This is a genomic window from Bartonella sp. A05 (assembly GCF_026930145.1).
Taxonomy (GTDB): Bacteria; Pseudomonadota; Alphaproteobacteria; order Rhizobiales; family Rhizobiaceae; genus Bartonella.
In genome coordinates, this window is record NZ_JANHOJ010000003.1 from 126,689 (window position 1) to 145,301 (window position 18,613).

The following is an 18,613-nucleotide window of genomic DNA, read 5'->3' on the forward strand; positions in this document are numbered from 1 at the left end:
GCCATTAAAAATTCATTTGAATGAAGCTAGATAATTTTTAACTTTTGAGCAATATTTTGCCGAGATCGCATTCATTTTTTTTGCAGCATGACCTGCGTTATATTTAAGAATTGTGCGACACGTATTACCACCGCTTAATTTATATGCCCTTGCTAAATAACGCATACCATATTCAAGATTAGTTGCAGGATCATAAAGATCTTGCACAGAGCCATTAAAACCCAATCCTCGCGCAGTAGATGGTTTAATTTGCATTAAGCCTATTTCACCAGCAGAACCCTTAGTAAATGCTTTATAACTACTCTCAATACTTATAACAGCATGTGCTAAATTAATGGGAACCTTATACTTAGTTGCAAGTTTTTGTATAAGAGCTTCGTAAGGACGAACAGGCATTTCAGAAGAAATAATGATTGAGTTCTTACTTGAACCCGCAGCATTCAATACTGCATGAGATTCACTTACACTTATGCCAAATACAAAGGATACAGCAAATGCTGTAAAAAGGATTTTTAAAAAGCGCATTCTTTCTCTCTTCATTAAAACACTCTTAAGAACAACCATAATGGCCTTAAAATTGTATCTTATTGGGAAAGAAAGCCAAATAAAGGCATAAAAATGAAAATATTAAGTCTATTTCAAGAAAGTATTTTATATTAGAGCAAAAATATTCCATTCACTGGAAATATTTTCCTTCACTTTATAGAAATCTTAAAACAAAAAATGACAATATATGATAAAGATTTTAACGGACTGAAAAAACGATATAACACATTCATCGGTGATACATCTTACTGTTCCATAAACTCCAAACAAACGAAAATGTCGCAAGAGACTTCTATCGGTAATCATGTATGATTATGATTCTATTGATATTAGACTCCATAACCATAAAATATGCTCAATGGATTGAAAAGCTTTCAACAGATATTCTTTCCATCCATTATCATATCACCTCTCCAATAAATGAATATCTACCCTCCCTTAATGGCTAATACTAAACGCGCGATACTTATGCTCAATAAACTACCTACCAGGATCAGGTTTTCTGTAGAGATAATATCTGAATGCGAAAAACATACCGGCTCGCAATCGTATAACGTTACGTTATACTCGATAACCGCTTCTATCTGCTTTTCTGATTAATTCTGCAAAGGATTAATACAAATAATTTCAACTCTAATCGAATAAATAATCAATATCACCAATGCTCCTCTAAAACTCTTAGCCGTATACCGTGCACGACTGGCTTCATACAGCATTTGCAATCTGTTCTCATTTTTATACACATTTTTACACATATATAACGAACTGATCGCTTGAAACCCTTAGAAAACTGAAACGCTTTAATAGCATGTTCCTTTTAATCCCACAGAATAAAAAACGACATGAATTCCTCTACGCGTTTTTTTAAAGCCAAAGAAGAGCACAGAAAAACACTCTAAAAAACAGCTATAAATATGCTATTTCTCAAGCATTACAAAAATAGATAATTAAAAATAAGAATCACCAACAGAAGGCTGATAAAGTGCTTTTGATACAGCCATAGCAACAGTCTCACCAAATTTTTGCGCCTGTTCATTACTCTGACCACTCGCGGAAGCTGCCGCAATCGCATCTCGACGTGCTTGCTTAATAACCGCCTGTTTCTGCGTATCACTCATCTTAGAGAGATCCATGATTACATCCGGCAAAGAGACTGTCAGCCTTTCTAACAGCATATCCTCTGTTACATCAGCCTGATTAGAAAAAGTTGATTTGCTAAATAAAGATTTATAAGTGGAAGATCCCTGATAAACCAATAAACTAGCCGCAAAAATAAACAAGCCCGATAAAATTAAAATAATAACAAGCCGCAGATTAACTTTTCTCATCTCTCATCCAAAATATAACAGCATATGAAATATAGATTATTTACAAATTGTTCTTAATTTACAACCAAAAACAATTCCTTGTTCACTGAGAATAATACAATACTAACGAATCGTCAAATAATTCTCAATATTTTTTCAATCATTATACGAATACAATTACAAGATCCCCGAGCATTCTTGAGTGAAACACCCACAGATGCTTTATTTAATTAATAAAGCCCGACTGAGGAAACTCTCAGCCGGGCCAGACAATCTGAGGGATCCACGCGGGGGGGGGGGGGAGGTTCCCTGATCGTCTTATTACACCGAATTATTATCACCGATGCAATATCCCTGCTATGAAATAAAATATTTGAAACAACAAGAAATTCTTATCACTTTGTGTAAAAAAAATTCAAAAAAAGCTATAAAACCTGCAAAAATGGATGAATTAGGGCACAAAATGTTTTATATGATCCAATTTGGAGCAAATCTATTTTGAAATACACTAATAAGATTCTTCTGATGATTCTAAGCTTTACTACCCATAGCAATCTTCAACATCTAATGGGATATCCATGCATTCACGTACTAAATTACCGGGATCATACATCATTGTTTGTAGATGAGAAAAATCAGAATAATAAAATATTTGTAGTTATCATTATGTAAGCCACTATTTTATTGCTCATATTATCTATCAATAAATGCAGACGACGAACAAACCAATACGAAACCATTCATTTTTCATGATTTTTAATCTTCAAAAAAACAAAAGCGTCGTTTCAATAGAGCTATTATACATCATTGCCAACATTACTAAAATCAACCCGCACAGTCACTAACATTGCACCATCAATATCGATTTCACTAAACGCGGATCAAACTTTAAAAATAATTTAATACAAAATCTATACCAGCTCCAATACCATGGCACCGCTTTTAATGGTTGATCTTCAACCATTTTCAGAAATGGCACTTAATAATGATAAGATGTAACAACTATAATTTACCACACTGTGCACGATTTCTGAAAAATAGACAAATATGCTTAATCACCTACAAACACAAAATTTTTCCTAAAATTGGTGAAGGCAATACTGACAACATCTTGCGCAATCAATTCACACAAGAAAAACAGTATTAACGTGTGAGAGGCTTATAATTTACACGCTTAAAATTAATAGATTCCGAGCCAAGACGACGAATCTTATCTGCTTCGTATTCAGCAAAATTACCTTCAAACCATTCCACATGACCATTGCCCTCAAAAGCCAAAATATGTGTCGCCAACCGATCAAGAAACATACGATCATGTGATATAATAACCACACAACCAGCAAAATTTTCCAGAGCATCTTCCAATGCACCCAATGTTTCCGTATCCAGATCATTTGTTGGTTCATCAAGAAGCAGAACATTTCCCCCTTCTTTCAAAAGCTTAGCCAAATGCACACGATTGCGCTGTCCTCCCGACAAATTTGCCACTTTTTGCTGCTGGTCAGTCCCTTTAAAATTAAATGCACCGCAATAAGCGCGGCTATTCATCTCATATTTACCTAACTTAATAATGTCATTGCCACCGGAAATCTCTTCCCAAACGGTTTTATCACCCGCCAACGAATCGCGATTCTGGTCGACATAACTCATCTGAACCGTTTCCCCAATGCGTATTTGACCTGAATCTGGCTGCTCCTGCCCTGTAAGCATTTTAAATAAAGTGGTTTTTCCCATACCATTGGCACCAATAACTCCGACAATTCCGCCAGCAGGAAGCTTAAAAGAAAGAGAATCAATTAATACGCGATCACCATATGCTTTGGTCAAATTATTGACGTCAATAACAACCTGCCCCAATCTTTCACCAGTAGAAATCATAATTTGTGCATCCCCAGGACGACGTTCATGCGCAGCTTGAACCAATTCATCATAAGCCTTAATACGCGCTTTGGATTTTGCTTGACGCGCTTTCGGGCTAGAAGCTATCCATTCCTGCTCACGTGATAATGCACGTTGACGAGCTGCTTCTTCGCGACCTTCTTGTGCCATACGCTTAGCTTTAGCACTCAGGTAAGCAGAATAATTGCCCTCATAAGGGATACCTTGACCTCGATCTAACTCTAAAATCCAACCTGTTACGTTATCGAGAAAATAACGGTCATGCGTAATCAAGATCACCGCACCTGAATATTCACGCAAATGCCTTTCAAGCCAAGCAGTAGTTTCGGCATCCAAATGGTTTGTCGGTTCATCTAAAAGCAATAAATCAGGCTTTGACAAGAGCAATTTACAAAGCGCAACACGGCGCTTCTCACCCCCTGAAAGTTTTGTCACATCTTCATGTGCCGGTGGACATCCAAGAGCAGCCATAGCCATCTCTACTTGACTTTCTAGATCCCAAAGATTCTGACTATCAATAATATCCTGAAGTTGAGCACTTTCATCAGCTGTTTCATCACTATAATTCATCATCAATTCATTATAACGATCAAGAATCGCCTGCTTATCCGCAACACCTTCCATTACATTGCCACGCACATCTTTGCTTGTATCAAGAACCGGCTCTTGCGGAAGATAGCCGCAACGTGCCCCCTCAGAAAGCCATGCTTCTCCCGTATATTCCGTATCTAACCCGGCCATAATACGCAAAATTGTCGATTTACCTGCACCATTTGGCCCTAGAATACCGATCTTTGCATCTGGATAAAAAGACAAATGAATATTTTCCAAAATTTTCTTATTGCCATAAACTTTGTTAAGTCCAGCCATATGATAGATAAATTGACGTGCCATAAATTTCTCTTTACATTGTCATGTAGTATTAAAAACTAGAACTTTTAATACTATTTTTATGTCTCTTAAACTTCGCAATAAACGAAACTTATATTATTCTAACAACTTCTTTCTTTAATGTTGATACATTTTTTCTAATCTCACAAGCCCTACAGCGTTTCTTAATGCAAAAAAAAAATTACCCACAAAATAAAAAGAAAATATCCTTAGCTGTGCCTGAAACATGCCATCAAGCATCATCTCTCTTCTCTATACCAGATATAAAGCTCTATTCTTATCGTATCAAACCAACCTATCAATGCAACACAGAGCCAGGAGACAACCCAATTCTTTATGCACCATCCTTCCTTTTCTTATGGGCTTTACATTACGTCGTAAAAAACCCTCATCCCTTTTCATCACTTTTATGTCATAGAAGTCAATGCTATTCGCCTTTAGCCTTTATGTGGCTCAAACTGCGTTTAAAAAATGAACGTCGCCTCATGGGATCTGATGTTTCAAGTCCCATGATCAACAAAAATTTACGACAACATATAGCCATTACGAACTATAGCGCATTATCCATTGGCACTTGGCTACAATTAATGAAAAATCATCACAATTATTATGAAAATTTGTCCATCCCTATTTTTTGGCTTGATAGCCATAAAAACAATATTGACATTCACAAAATTATCTCAAAACTCCAATATGGGACATAATTTTTAAAAACTATTCAGTCTCATCCATAGGAACAAATGCATGGAAAAAAAGGCTTTAATCGTTATTGATGTTCAAAATGACTTTTTACCAGGTGGAGCACTTGCAGTACCACAAGGTGATGTCATTCTACCTGCTGTTAATGATCTTATAGCCCATTTTGACCATGTCATTTTAACACAGGATTGGCACTCAAAAGGCCATTGCAGCTTTGCTTCTTCCTATTCTGAGAAAGCGCCCTACGATACTGTTAATCTTGATTATGGCCTTCAAGTACTTTGGCCAGATCACTGTATACAAGGAACGAAAGGAGCAGAATTCCATATATCTCTCAGAACTGAAAAGGCACAACTGATCCTTCGAAAAGGCTATAATCCGAAAATGGACAGCTATTCTGCTTTTTTTGAGAATGACCAAAAAACGCCAACAGGCTTACAATTCTATCTCAAGGCACATGGATTTACAACGTTAGTCATATGTGGCCTCGCAACCGATTTCTGTGTTGGATTTTCTGCACTTCATGCCGTACAATGCGGCTTTAAAGTTAGCGTTATATTGAACGCGTGTGCGGGTATTGATCTAAATGGATCGCTAGACACAATACTAAAAGCGATGCATGACAATGGAATAGAACTCCTGATGGGTGCATAAAAGCGGGTGCATAAAACAAGCTTTTTCCTGCTATTGTAATAATAAAAGAAGCTTTATATCACCTTATTAGACGCAAAATGTGTATCTTGTTGATTGCGCTTAAAACGAATAGAGGAATAAAGTGCTATGCCAATAATACATATACCAATAAGCCCTGTTAATGCTTCAGAAATCGGCATAATAGTCTGCATATACATAATCACTGCAAGTATCAATATCGCATAAAAGGCACCATGCTCTAGATAGCGATAATGTAATAGTGTTTTTGTTTCAACCAACATAATCGTCATAGCACGTACATAAAATGCACCTATACCAAGACCAATGGCAATAATAAAAAGATTGTGGGAAAAAGCAAAAGCACCAACAACACCATCAAAAGAAAAACTTGCATCCAAAATTTCTAAATAAAGAAATGAACCTGCCCCCCCTTTAGCAACAGCAAACAAAGCAGTTTTTGAAGAATCTAAAAGAGAACCTATGGCTTCAACAACTATGAATGTCAAAAGTCCATAAAGCGAGGCGAATAAAAAAGTGAGCTGACTTTCTGTTCCAATCAGCTCTGAAAAAAATAATATTAGAACCAAAATAATTGCAATATCGATCCCCACCAGTGAACCAAGCTTCTGAACAGGTCTTTCTATGAAAGCAAGCCAATGCACATTCTTTTCAGGATCAAAAAAATATCTTAAGCCAACCATCATAAGGAAAGTTCCCCCAAAAGCTGCAATTCCCATGTGAGCATCCGTTAAGATTGCAGCATATTGATGTGATTCCCATATCGCTAACTTTATTGCCGCAATTGGATTAATCCAAGAAGCAAAAGCAACCACCAGTAACGGAAAAATAATCCGCATACCAAACACTGCCACAAGGATGCCCCACGTCAAAAAACGACGGCGCCACAGCTGATTCATCTCTCCAAGGACACGTGCATTGATAATCGAATTATCAAAAGATAAAGAAATTTCCAAAATTCCTAAAGTACAACAAATGAAAAAATATTTAAAAAAACCAACTACACTGCCTGTTTCTAGCCAACCGACAATTCCACCCAAAAAGACACCAAGAATTGTGAAAAAAAAAGCCCATCTAAAATAGCCTAATAGGGCCATGATCATTCCTCAAAACTTATCTCTTCATGTCAACCGCAAAACCGGCTTTGATCAATCACAAAATAGAATACCCATAGAAGAAATTATATGAAATCTTCCTAAGAAAAAGCAAGAGAAGAATTGATAATTCTATAACCATTTTGATAAAAAAACTACCATTAAATAATAAAATATAAATAATAATAAAATACAAAAAGTTAAAACTTGCATCATATTCATTAAAATGCAAAAAAAAAGAGAAAACTCAAAGTTATAAATATTGACATTGAGTAATGAGACATTAATACTGATATATTAATACATTGTGTGCCTTTATTGGCAAGGCTTATACCATGATGATTTACTGAGGGAGATAATTCGTGGCACGTCCTGAAACTGAAGCAAAAACTGCATTTGGAAAGCGTTTACGTCATGTACGTTTCGCTTTGGGTGATCCATCACGTGAAGTGTGGGCTAAAAATTTTAAAATGACAAAAAACTCTATCGCTTTTTATGAGCGAGGAGAAAGAGAACCTAACCTTAGCGTTTTACAAACATATCGTATGCAGTACGGTGTCAATATTAATTGGCTTTTAACTGGACAAGGGAAAATGTTCGACACTGAACATACTAAAAGCGAATTTGACTGGAACTATTTTATTAAAAAAATTGAGGAACTTGAAGATATTCTTTCCAACACTGGTCATAGTGATAAACTAAGCCAAGAAAAAATCGAAAGCTCTTATGAAAAGTTACAGCAATATTTGCTTACACAAGGCATATCCAATAGTCTTAATCCAAAAGCTGCTACCTCTTTAATCGATATGAAAGCAAAAATGGCGAATTCTTACGCTCTTAGTCTCTTTATCGATTTACTTATTCGAAGCATATCACACAAAGAAGCTATTGCTAATCAATAATTTTTACATAAACTCAACTCAAACCCCATCACTATGGAAAAAAAGAATTACTTTTTCCATAGTGATGGGGTTTGAAGTGTTCTATACATATTGCTTTTGTTGTAAAATAATTCGACATCTCTGTCCTTGCTGTCACAGAAAGAATTTTCCTATCTTAATTTAAATGGGAAAATAACGTGACTAAAATTACAAACTACTCCTCTCTAACATAAAAACGTCCTATTGCTGAAGCATATGATTTCCATAAAAATGATTATTTGAGAAAAAAATAAAGAACACATATTGACTGCTTATTATGGGGGCATACTTAATCTCATATCAAGTGAATTAAGTGCTTGTCCTATGGGACAGCGACTGTTTTATGAGGTAATAAGCATCATGTATTTTGAAGTTTTTCAAGGGGTTCATGATCAATGGTACTGGCGTTTAATGTCAAGAGATGAGCGAAAAATTGCTTTTTCTAGTAAAGGCTATCCTACAAAACAAGACATTTTGATGAATATTAAACAGATCAAAGAGATTACACAAAACACCTCAATCAAAGAGCGAAAATTATAACTCTTACGTTCACAACTGTACTTCAAGTCATATTAAGCTTATATTACACTCTGGGGATTAAGAAGAGTTGGTGTTTTTTCTTATACAAGAGAATATCTATTGTTTTTGCCAATAATCCCTTCAGTCCACTTTCTAGAATGTGCAACTAAAGACATTATCTCATATCCATAGAACAAATACTTACTCATTTTTCCGCTCTCATTTTTAAGATACACAACACATAATGATAATTCCATGTATAATATTTCAAGAAAAAGCAAGATTTATACCTTTTTTATAATTACCACTTATCCCCCTTAATTTACCTTTATATTAATACATTATATTCAATATCATAACCTCATTACGAATGATATAAGAAGATTTTATTGTGAATTACTCTAGACATTTCCTCCAAAAAAGTCATTTTTTACTTGAAAATACTATTATGCAGCGCTATGAGCATGCGTATTATGTTTAGCAATGCAATAAACTAGGTTTTTTGCTTACTAAACCTAATTATTGCATATTGTTCTTTTTAAATAACAAAATGCAAATTATTAAAATTTAATAATTCGATAATAAAGTGCTATATGATATATTAAGAATGAGAAAATGTGGAGGAAGTCAATGGGAATTTTAGTGGGTTTATATTGTTTAGCAATGGCAATTATTTCTATCGCAACAGTTTCTATAAGCATGACGACATTGTGACTTTTGTGATGTCTTAAAGCTTATATAGCTACATGTTTTTGTGCGTAATATTTATGGAAAATATAAAGCAGTTCCAACAAACAAACAAAATATAGTAGTAAAAATGATCCTGTACATTGGGATATTATAATACAGCATGAGAGTTGTATATGTAATGTTGAAAGAACAAAGTAGAGTTAATGCTTTTGTAAGCACTATTGTCTCTCTTCACTTATTTTTCTTTTGCTGTATTATACCAAATATAAGAATTTTGTTGCGTAAAAAATAAGAGAGGCTTTATTATATACTGCCTTAGAATTTTTTCTATAAAAATGGTTGTTTTCCACTTTAGAATATTGTTATAAATATAATAGTACTGATGCTGAAGAAAAGTTAAATTTTTTGCTCGTTGAATTTAGATATCGTGAATTGTACTTTAAGAGCAAAAATGTAAATAATGTAGCCAAATAAATCGATGGATAAGTAGTATCAAATAAACTTACTACAAAGTAAGAGAAGGAATCTGGAAGAAGTAATATTAGAATTAGCATATACTCTATCGATGGTAGTTATTTCTATCATAACAGTTGCTTTGTGTATGTTAACATTGTAGCATGCATCTATGCTCTGTAGTCTTATATGGCTATATACTTTATGAGAGATATTTATAGAAAATACAAAGAACAGCCATAATAAGTATAATATTTTTGTATGGCTAAAGATGAAAAGTTAGTCATAGCTAAAAAACAGTGGTTCTTGCGAAAAAATATATCGAAATTTTCTGTTTTTATTGTCATTCATTGTAGTTGTAAGTTACTCTTCAAATTTGTTTGTCTTTATTAGCAAACAATGTTTCCAATACCCCTATAATCTAATAATGATCACGTTTATTGAAAAATATTTTTTCTCTCCGTTTAAATGGAGTGGATCGTTTTTTTGATTAGCCGCATCTGACTCTATTTTTTGATATTACCCGTTGATTTTTGTTCCCTCACCGATAAGAGATACTTTTTTACTTCTAAATTAACACCATACCTCATGCTAATGAACCATTTCTTGCAGCAATCTTGTTTACAAACATTCTTGTCTATTTTTGAAAAGAAGAAATTTATAAGTTGTAACATAACATCTTGATCAAAAAGATGTTACAAACAACCTGCATTTAAAAACAAAAAAACAATTGGCAATGAAATCTCTATGTGTGAAAAAAATGGAAACAACTTCTTAAGAAAAGAATTTGGCAATTTATTTAAGAAGACTTTGTAATCCTGCAAAATAAAAAATCTGCATATAAGCTAAGCAAAATGACTCCAACGAAAGCAACCGCTCAGATGTAACAGAATTACAACTCAAAGATTTTTTTTAGCCAAATGACAATATAACATTCTCCTTACAAAAGGCACTTTCCCAAAAAAAGTTCACTTTTGAAGTAATAAAATGATAAAAATACAGGATAGAAGAAAAAACTTAATGGAACAGTAACAATGAAAGTTCTTTATTTTATTTACACCACTAAGAATCACATCACAAATAAGAAATTGACCTTATTGCATAAATGGTGGGCCCGGAGGGACTCGAACCCCCAACCAAGCGGTTATGAGCCGCTGGCTCTAACCAATTGAGCTACAGGCCCCACAGACTGCTTTTCTCTAAACCAAAACACCTAATAATACAAGAGCTTGCTTGAATTATAATTCATCTTTTTCTCTTTTTCTTTTGGCTTTTCTCTTAAATTCTTAAAATTATTTACTATAACTCTTTAAAATGAGAAATTAGTCAAATTTAAAAATAAAAGGAGCGGATATGACAAAAGCAATTTTCCACCCATTGAATCGCTATCGGTTTAAAATAACCATATTGGCAGCGCTAGCACTACTAACCACTTCATTCTCTGTACATGCTGAAGAAAGTACAGTACAAAATTCAATTATTACGGTTACTGCAACTGGCGAAAGCCGAGCAACACCTGATATGGCAATTATCAATTTAGCCGTTATCACTCACGACAAAACGGCTCAAGCAGCATTGGCATCCAACAATAAATCGATGAATGATGTTATTAACACTTTAAAAAACAATGGTATTCAGGCGCAGGACTTGCAAACATCAGGCTTATCTATTTATACAATCAGTGCAGATGAGAAAAAGAACAATAAAGATCTCTATCAGGTTTCAAATCATTTAACAGTGCGTATCCGTGATCTTGCCAACGCTGGAAAAATATTTGATCAAGCAATGGCACTTGGCATTAATTCCGTTCATGGCATTACCTTTACTAATGCTGAAACAAAGCCATTTTACATAGAAGCACGAAAACAAGCTATTGCTGAAGCCATTGAAAAAGCAAAAATTCTAGCACAAGCAGCCAATGTAAAATTGGGAAAAATTATTAAAATTACTGAAAATGATGGTAACTCTCGTCCAATAACAAGCTTAATAAGCAGCGCAAGAAGTGTAAACTATGAAAATACAAATTTTGCAGGTGGTGAATTAAATTATGGTGTTAGTGTGACTATAATATTTGCTATCGACTGAATTGTACGACACTATCAAACATTGTGTACACCAATTTTATCACCGGTGTTCATATAGAACACCAGTGATATATTGAAGATAATCTTCCTCAGATGATAATTCATCTTCATAAATCTCAATCTGCTCACGTGCAGAAGATCGTGCTTGATGTACAGTTTGATCATTTCTTGATACCAATGGATGCCACCATTGAAGATCTTTTCCCTCATAAATGAGCCGATAAGCACAATTTTCCGGAAGCCAACGAGCTGTTTTAATCGTTGTAATATCCAACACAACACAGTCTGGAACAATTGATTGCCGATGAGCATAATCGCTACACTGGCAAGTTTCCCCATCCAAAAGACGACACGCAACACCGGTTGTATAGGTATCGCCAGTATCATCATCTTCCACCTTGTGCAAACAACAAAGCCCACAACCATCACAAAGGCTTTCCCATTCAGAAATGGACATTTCTTCTAACTTTTTAACTTTCCAAAAGGGAACATCTTCACCCATAAATTGCTTATATTCTCCCCAAACAAACAAATTCTTTCAAAGAGCAAAATAAATAAAATCTGATGATTGTAATATAAAATATCTTTATTAATCACTCTTGACTAACTTACCTCAAGATAATCTTCCAAAAAACTACTACAATAAAGCTAAAATATACATTGATGAGAAATTTCATATGAACAAAACATACACCATAGCTAACATTAGAATGAGTTAGTGCCTACCCATCAACATTTTCCACCCTAAAAAACGAAAAAATCCAGACGAAATTTTTTACACACCTGCATATTTTCATAAATCGTTTTTCTGAATACTCTTTGTGCAAAAAGTTGCATCCACCCAATCTGATTTATCAATAATATTAAGACACGCTTTGAGTTTAAATCTTCTCAATATATCATACTACTAATAACTCATTAGCATGTGAGCAAACCCACATACGTTCAAAAGCACAGACAACTAAAATAACGCCCTTTACCTATCCCATTCATTTATTTAAAATGCTCCTCAGATTCTCTTCTACTCCTTGCTTTCAAAGAGTTTAGCACGAATATACAAGCTCTGATATTATTCTTACGTTGCAACATTCGCCCTAAAAACTATTCAACGCTTCATTCCTGCAAAAATTTCCGAGATAATGTAACATACCCTCAACACATATTCATCAATAAACAAGACGTTTTAAACATGCATTGTTACATTTAAGAATCAAGAAAACTACGTAATTTTCGTGAACGACTAGGATGCTTCAACTTACGAAGTGCTTTGGCTTCAATCTGACGGATACGTTCCCGTGTAACTGAGAATTGTTGGCCAACTTCCTCCAAAGTATGATCGGTATTCATACCAATACCAAAACGCATTCGCAAAACACGCTCTTCCCGCGGCGTTAGTGAAGCAAGTACGCGTGTCGTTGTATCCCTCAAATTCGCCTGAATAGCCGCATCAATTGGTAATAACGCATTCCTATCCTCAATGAAATCACCCAAATGAGAATCATCCTCATCCCCAACAGGTGTCTCGAGCGAAATAGGCTCTTTTGCAATTTTAAGCACTTTTCGTACTTTTTCCAATGGCATGGAAAGTTTGCTAGACAATTCTTCTGGTGTAGGCTCTCGTCCAATTTCATGTAAAATTTGGCGCGATGTGCGAACAATTTTATTAATTGTTTCAATCATATGAACAGGAATACGAATAGTACGTGCCTGATCTGCAATCGAACGCGTGATTGCTTGACGTATCCACCATGTTGCATACGTTGAAAACTTGTATCCGCGTCGATATTCAAATTTATCAACTGCCTTCATCAAACCGATATTACCTTCTTGAATAAGATCAAGAAACTGCAAACCACGATTTGTGTATTTTTTTGCAATTGAAATCACAAGACGCAAATTAGCTTCCACCATTTCTTTTTTAGCAATTGCTGCTTCGCGCTCACCCTTCTGCACCTGTGTAACAATCCGACGAAATTCTCCAATTGAAATAGCAGTTTCTTTCGCAAGATTTTGTATTTCACCACGTAAATTCTGGATAGCCTTGGTCTCACAAGTTGAAAATTCTTTCCACCCACGCCCTGGCAAAGTCGCAATATATTCAACCCAATCTGTCTCAAATTCACGGCCTTGATATTCTTTTAAAAAATCCTCATGCCCAATCCCATAACTGTTGGCCATTCTCTTTAATTTACCCTCATTATGCATCAACCGCTTATTAATATCATAAAGTTGTTCAACCAATGCCTCAATACGATTTTGGTTTAGAGAAAGAGATTTTACCGCCTGGATCAATTCATCTTTCAATTGAACATATTTTTTCTTCTGAGCTGATGAAAGAATATTCTTTTTGTGATCGACCACATTACTTCCGACTTGCTTATCTTGCAATTTTCGCAATTTCATGTAAGTCTCAGCAATGAAATCTAACGTTTCCATAACCTGAGGGCACAGTTCATTTTCCATCGCTGCAAGCGATAAATTAATCTCATCATCATCTTCTTCATCAACATCTATATCCCCCGCAATACCCTCCATATCACGCGTACTAGAAGATGATTTCTCCTCTTTTAATCTTTCTACTTCACTTTGCTCAATAACAGGAGCTTGCTTAACTTCTGGATCAGCATAAGTCATTTCAAGATCAATGATCTCACGAAGAAGAATACGCTGTTCTTTCAATTCTTCACGCCAGATAATCAAGGCCTGAAATGTCAAAGGACTTTCGCAAAGCCCTGCAATCATTGTTTCACGCCCCGCTTCAATACGCTTAGCAATAGCAATTTCACCTTCACGCGATAACAGCTCAACAGCTCCCATTTCACGCAAATACATGCGCACCGGATCATCAGTCCGATCCGTTGCATCACGCCGAGATGTCATCGCAATTGCACGACTGGTGGTTTCTACTAAACTACCACCTTCTACCGCGATTTCCTCCTCATAAGGTTCAAATTCTACCTCATCCTCATCGTTTACAACATTAATACCCATCTCAGAGAACATCGCTAAGGTATCTTCAATTTGCTCAGACGTAACTTCATCAGAAGGAAGAACTGCGTTCAATTCATCCATGGTCACATAACCATTTTTCTTAGCGAGTTTAATCATTTTTTTGATGGCATCATCAGAAAAGTCAAGAAGGGGACTATCCAAACTTACTTGGCTCACTGCTTCTGTACTGTCTTTCTGTTTAACCTGTGTTGCCATACTGTTAACTCCACTTGATCACTTTGCAGGCTTCGCGTGACCAACTCTTCTATGTCCTCACTATAATGCGTAAACAGCTCTCTCCATGTACATTCTCTTGAAAAAGATCCTTATAAAGGATATGCTTTTGTACATGCTCTTAATTCACACAAAAACACGGGAAAACTCTAGAAGTTTCCCCGATACCCCTCAGCCTTTCTGAGATAATCTCTACACATGCAGTAAGAACCAATTGCCCGCTTTTCCTAAAACTAAATCGCCATTCTTGATAAAAATGCCGATTACACATAGATTTCTTTGTATAAGCTTTAGGTGACTGATTCGTTAAAAAAAAGCGAATCATTTTATTTAACTTGGCTTACTTTCATCTGTTTTTTCATCAAACCAACATCCAAACCCCTCAATTAAAGCTTCCGTCGCTCGCGCCCGCTCCAATTCGATTTTTGTCTCACGAAGTAGATCAAAAATCTCATTGTTCGGATTTTCTATGAGCTGTTCCTCGATATCTTGTAATCTTTTATGTAGGTGGTGTTCTAGAAGATGCAAGTAGAGAGCTTGTTTTAATACGACGCGAGCATCTTCTATAGAAATATCAGAAAATACCGTACGCATATCAGTACTTCGCACAAGGCTTTTTATATGCTCCAAAATATTTTTTTGCCCTTTTTCTTCTAAGAGCATAACCATCATCTCTTTATTATGAATCTGTTGATTTCCAAGAATTTCTAACATGGATTGATGGAAAATCATTAATTGGGTATTTTTCAACTCTAACGCAGAAAGAGTCTCAAAATCTTCATGCCAAAGCTCAGGATAATGGACTAAGATTAGCAAAATGACAGCTTCGCGCAAAGGAATAGAATGTGGCGAATCGCGCACGATATCAGAATTTGCCAACACAGAGGAAGATGGATTTTTAAATGACCTGCCTTTTTCGTTTTTGCCGGATCCTCCGATACCTTTTTTTTGCAAAAAAGGTGGATGAAAAAAATCGAAGAGTCGTTTCTTTATGTCTTGCAAATAATAACGGCGGACATCTTTATCTTTAATCGTAAAAATTTGCTGTTTAAGTTTTTGTTCTAGCGCTGCTCGTGCTTCTGGAGTTTCAAAATTCTTTCCGACGGTAGCACACCGCCATAAAAGCTCAATCAAAGAAATTGATTTTTGTAAAAAAGAAGCAAAAGCTTCTGCACCATCAACACGAATAATTTCATCAGGATCTTTACCTTGTGGCAATAAAACGAAACACACAGACACCCCTACTCTTAAAAGAGGCAGCACACGATCAGCAACACGAAAAGCGGCTTTTACACCAGCGTCATCTCCATCAAAACATAAAATTGGGTGAGGCTCTATTTGCCATAGAAGCCCAATTTGCTCTTCTGTTAATGCTGTCCCTAAAGGAGCAACACCCCCTCCAAAACCAGCCTTAGTCAAAGCAATCACATCCGTATAACCTTCAACGACAATAAGAGAACGTTCTCCCTTCTCCTCTGCAAAACGACTATTCTTGCGAGCATAAGCGGCGTTATAAAGTATACTCCCTTTATGAAAAAGCACCGTTTCAGGACTATTGAGATATTTTGCTGGTGCATTTTTATTGAGCGCACGCCCTCCGAAAGCCACCACACGTCCGCGTAAATCTTCAATAGGAAACATGATACGATTTCTAAAGCGATCATAAGGAACTTGAATATCTTCACCCGATATGAGAAGCCCACAATCTTCCATCTTCTTAATTGAAATACCCCGTGCGCTCAAAGCTTCTTTCAAAGTTGTACGCCCCATTGGAGCAAAACCAATCCGAAAACGCTTTATAAGCTCTGACGTTATACCACGCTCACTAAGATAATAGCGTGCTTGCTCTCCTCCCTTATCGTATAAACTCCGTTGAAAAAAATCCGTAGCGCTCCTCATAACATCATAAAGATCAGCTTTTTGCATTTCGCGTTTATGACTCTTTGGATCAAGGATAGGTAATGTCATCCCTGCTAAACCAGCCAAATGTTCCACAGCTTCTGCAAATCGCAATCCATCAAGCTCACACAAAAAAGTAAAAATATCGCCACTCACACCACAACCAAAACAATAGTAACGTCCTTTACGATCATCACAATGAAAACTTGGGGTCTTTTCTCCATGAAACGGACAACAGCACCAAAAATCTCCTCTAGAAGGCTTGCTTTTTTGGGGATCAAAGGTCACCCTTTGTCCAATAACCGTTGATACGAGCAATTTGGCGCGAATCTCATCAAGAAAATCAGGCGGAAAACGCATTATCTCTCACAAAAATTTATAATTCTTTTTTGCATCTTTAACGACTTTGAAGCATAATTCCAATACTTCATCTTGAAACATTGACAAATTTTCAGAGTTTAAAAACCACAGATGATTTAGAAATGGAGACAGGAAAAGTGATGAATTTTTTTATTCAATACCCATTGTTAAAAACTATGGCTTGGCTCATTGTCCTTATTATTATTGCACTTTCAGTCAATTTTTTAGCACGAAAACTCCTCAGTAATGGAGTAAAACGGCTTTCTTCTTTTCTTCCAAAAGATACAACACTTGATATCGAACACGCTACCCGAAACATAGCGAATATTGCTTCAGCCGTTATTCTTTCAACCGGTGTTCATATTATATCTGCATTACCTGATGCAATCAGCACGATTACCCGCAATGTTGCCAATGCATTTATTATTTTTGCTGTTACCCTGATTATTTCTGCTTTTTTTAATGTGATTAACACCCTTTACGAACAACAACCAGCAGCACGATTGAAACCAATAAAAGGTTATATTCAAATTGCTAAAATAGCACTTTTCACAATTGCTGCTATTTTTATGTTGGCCACCTTGATAGACCGCTCACCTCTTATTCTCTTTTCAGGTCTTGGTGCAATAACCGCGGTTCTTATCTTGGTTTTTCAAGATACTTTGCTTTCTTTCGTTGCAGGAATCCAAATTTCATTTACAGATATGGTACGCGTCGGCGACTGGATTGAAATTCCTAATCTTGGTGCAGACGGTAATGTCACCGAAATTGCACTTCATACCGTTAAAGTTCAAAATTTTGATAAAACGATTACCACGGTTCCTATCCGTAAACTCGTAACCGACCCTTTCAAAAATTGGCGGGGGATGGAAGAATCAGGTGGAAGACGCATCAAACGATCTCTTTTTATTGATCAATCTAGCATACGATTTCATACGGAAGAAGAACAAAAATATCTTGCGCAATTTAATCTATTAGAGAGCTATTTTGCACAAAAACTACCAGAAATTAATGAATGGAATGCAGCATTAGATAAAAATCGTGACATCCCGGCTAATACCCGCCGTTTGACTAATATTGGAACTTTCCGTGCTTATGTTGTTGCCTATTTACGTGAAAATCGAAACATCACAAAAAAAATGACCTTAATGGCACGACAATTACCACCTACTCCAAATGGTTTGCCCTTAGAAATCTACTGCTTTACCAATACAACTATCTGGATAGAGTATGAACAAATTCAAGCTGATATTTTTGACCATTTTTATTCTATCCTCCCTGATTTTGATCTAAAAGTTTTTCAAAATCCAAGCAGTTATAGTTTTATTCATGCCTTCGAATACGATAAACAATAA

At 35.8% G+C, this 18,613-nt stretch carries 13 protein-coding genes and 1 tRNA gene; 6 read left to right on the top strand and 8 right to left on the bottom strand.

Features of this window, described 5'->3' with window-relative positions:
* Positions 1 to 12: 12 nt before the first annotated feature.
* From NPX98_RS04205 to ettA, 3 genes are all read right to left on the bottom strand, one after another.
* Complete coding sequence (locus NPX98_RS04205; RefSeq protein WP_269022969.1) at positions 13 to 525, bottom strand: lytic transglycosylase domain-containing protein; 513 nt, start codon at positions 523 to 525, stop codon at positions 13 to 15.
* A gap of 968 nt (positions 526 to 1,493) precedes the next feature.
* Positions 1,494 to 1,874 carry a hypothetical protein gene (locus NPX98_RS04210; RefSeq protein WP_269022841.1) on the bottom strand — a complete coding sequence of 127 codons (381 nt, stop codon included), beginning with the start codon at positions 1,872 to 1,874 and terminating at the stop codon, positions 1,494 to 1,496.
* A 1,122-nt stretch (positions 1,875 to 2,996) separates the two neighbouring features.
* Positions 2,997 to 4,646 carry an energy-dependent translational throttle protein EttA gene (gene ettA, locus NPX98_RS04215; protein WP_269022842.1) on the bottom strand — a complete coding sequence of 550 codons (1,650 nt, stop codon included), beginning with the start codon at positions 4,644 to 4,646 and terminating at the stop codon, positions 2,997 to 2,999.
* Positions 4,647 to 4,810: 164 nt separating this feature from the next.
* Between ettA and NPX98_RS04220 the strand changes: the two genes are divergently transcribed.
* Both NPX98_RS04220 and pncA read left to right on the top strand, forming a co-directional pair.
* Positions 4,811 to 5,347, top strand: coding sequence for a hypothetical protein (locus NPX98_RS04220; RefSeq protein ID WP_269022843.1), 537 nt, complete (start codon positions 4,811 to 4,813; stop codon positions 5,345 to 5,347).
* Between the two features lie 40 nt (positions 5,348 to 5,387).
* Positions 5,388 to 5,996 (top strand): bifunctional nicotinamidase/pyrazinamidase, encoded by a 609-nt coding sequence (pncA, locus tag NPX98_RS04225; protein WP_269022844.1) that lies wholly within the window; start codon positions 5,388 to 5,390, stop codon positions 5,994 to 5,996.
* Between the two features lie 53 nt (positions 5,997 to 6,049).
* Here pncA and NPX98_RS04230 read toward each other — a convergent pair whose 3' ends face one another.
* Positions 6,050 to 7,111 (bottom strand): DUF475 domain-containing protein, encoded by a 1,062-nt coding sequence (locus NPX98_RS04230; RefSeq protein ID WP_269022845.1) that lies wholly within the window; start codon positions 7,109 to 7,111, stop codon positions 6,050 to 6,052.
* Between the two features lie 359 nt (positions 7,112 to 7,470).
* On the opposite strand from NPX98_RS04230, the gene NPX98_RS04235 reads away from it, so the two are divergent.
* Both NPX98_RS04235 and NPX98_RS04240 read left to right on the top strand, forming a co-directional pair.
* Positions 7,471 to 8,010: a helix-turn-helix domain-containing protein gene (locus NPX98_RS04235; protein ID WP_269022846.1), complete on the top strand. Its 540-nt coding sequence runs from the start codon at positions 7,471 to 7,473 to the stop codon at positions 8,008 to 8,010.
* Positions 8,011 to 8,388: 378 nt separating this feature from the next.
* On the top strand, positions 8,389 to 8,568 hold the full coding sequence (locus NPX98_RS04240; protein WP_269022971.1) for a YegP family protein: 180 nt from the start codon (positions 8,389 to 8,391) through the stop codon (positions 8,566 to 8,568).
* Positions 8,569 to 10,796: 2,228 nt separating this feature from the next.
* Here the strand turns inward: NPX98_RS04240 and NPX98_RS04245 are convergent.
* Positions 10,797 to 10,873 (bottom strand) — tRNA-Ile (locus NPX98_RS04245).
* Positions 10,874 to 11,043: 170 nt separating this feature from the next.
* On the opposite strand from NPX98_RS04245, the gene NPX98_RS04250 reads away from it, so the two are divergent.
* Positions 11,044 to 11,775: an SIMPL domain-containing protein gene (locus NPX98_RS04250; protein WP_269022847.1), complete on the top strand. Its 732-nt coding sequence runs from the start codon at positions 11,044 to 11,046 to the stop codon at positions 11,773 to 11,775.
* 39 nt (positions 11,776 to 11,814) lie between these two features.
* On the opposite strand, the gene NPX98_RS04255 is transcribed toward NPX98_RS04250, so the two are convergent.
* From NPX98_RS04255 to dnaG, 3 genes are all read right to left on the bottom strand, one after another.
* The gene (locus NPX98_RS04255; RefSeq protein ID WP_269022848.1) at positions 11,815 to 12,276 is read right to left on the bottom strand and encodes a YcgN family cysteine cluster protein; all 462 of its coding nucleotides are present in this window, start codon (positions 12,274 to 12,276) and stop codon (positions 11,815 to 11,817) included.
* A gap of 701 nt (positions 12,277 to 12,977) precedes the next feature.
* Positions 12,978 to 14,981: an RNA polymerase sigma factor RpoD gene (gene rpoD / locus NPX98_RS04260; protein ID WP_269022849.1), complete on the bottom strand. Its 2,004-nt coding sequence runs from the start codon at positions 14,979 to 14,981 to the stop codon at positions 12,978 to 12,980.
* A gap of 348 nt (positions 14,982 to 15,329) precedes the next feature.
* On the bottom strand, positions 15,330 to 17,258 hold the full coding sequence (dnaG, locus tag NPX98_RS04265; protein ID WP_269022850.1) for a DNA primase: 1,929 nt from the start codon (positions 17,256 to 17,258) through the stop codon (positions 15,330 to 15,332).
* A gap of 140 nt (positions 17,259 to 17,398) precedes the next feature.
* On the opposite strand from dnaG, the gene NPX98_RS04270 reads away from it, so the two are divergent.
* A complete protein-coding gene (locus tag NPX98_RS04270) occupies positions 17,399 to 18,613 on the top strand; it encodes a mechanosensitive ion channel family protein (RefSeq protein WP_442864465.1) in 1,215 nt (404 codons plus the stop codon).

Excerpts from the sequence above, each read along its gene's own strand:
- NPX98_RS04205 (WP_269022969.1), bottom strand. The coding sequence starts at position 525 with ATGCGCTTTTTAAAAATCCTTTTTACAGCATTTGCTGTATCCTTTGTA.
- NPX98_RS04210 (WP_269022841.1), bottom strand. The coding sequence starts at position 1,874 with ATGAGAAAAGTTAATCTGCGGCTTGTTATTATTTTAATTTTATCGGGC.
- ettA (WP_269022842.1), bottom strand. The coding sequence starts at position 4,646 with ATGGCACGTCAATTTATCTATCATATGGCTGGACTTAACAAAGTTTAT.
- NPX98_RS04220 (WP_269022843.1), top strand. The coding sequence starts at position 4,811 with ATGCAAAAAAAAAATTACCCACAAAATAAAAAGAAAATATCCTTAGCT.
- pncA (WP_269022844.1), top strand. The coding sequence starts at position 5,388 with ATGGAAAAAAAGGCTTTAATCGTTATTGATGTTCAAAATGACTTTTTA.
- NPX98_RS04230 (WP_269022845.1), bottom strand. The coding sequence starts at position 7,111 with ATGGCCCTATTAGGCTATTTTAGATGGGCTTTTTTTTTCACAATTCTT.
- NPX98_RS04240 (WP_269022971.1), top strand. The coding sequence starts at position 8,389 with ATGTATTTTGAAGTTTTTCAAGGGGTTCATGATCAATGGTACTGGCGT.
- NPX98_RS04250 (WP_269022847.1), top strand. The coding sequence starts at position 11,044 with ATGACAAAAGCAATTTTCCACCCATTGAATCGCTATCGGTTTAAAATA.
- NPX98_RS04255 (WP_269022848.1), bottom strand. The coding sequence starts at position 12,276 with ATGGGTGAAGATGTTCCCTTTTGGAAAGTTAAAAAGTTAGAAGAAATG.
- rpoD (WP_269022849.1), bottom strand. The coding sequence starts at position 14,981 with ATGGCAACACAGGTTAAACAGAAAGACAGTACAGAAGCAGTGAGCCAA.
- dnaG (WP_269022850.1), bottom strand. The coding sequence starts at position 17,258 with ATGCGTTTTCCGCCTGATTTTCTTGATGAGATTCGCGCCAAATTGCTC.
- NPX98_RS04270 (WP_442864465.1), top strand. The coding sequence starts at position 17,399 with ATGAATTTTTTTATTCAATACCCATTGTTAAAAACTATGGCTTGGCTC.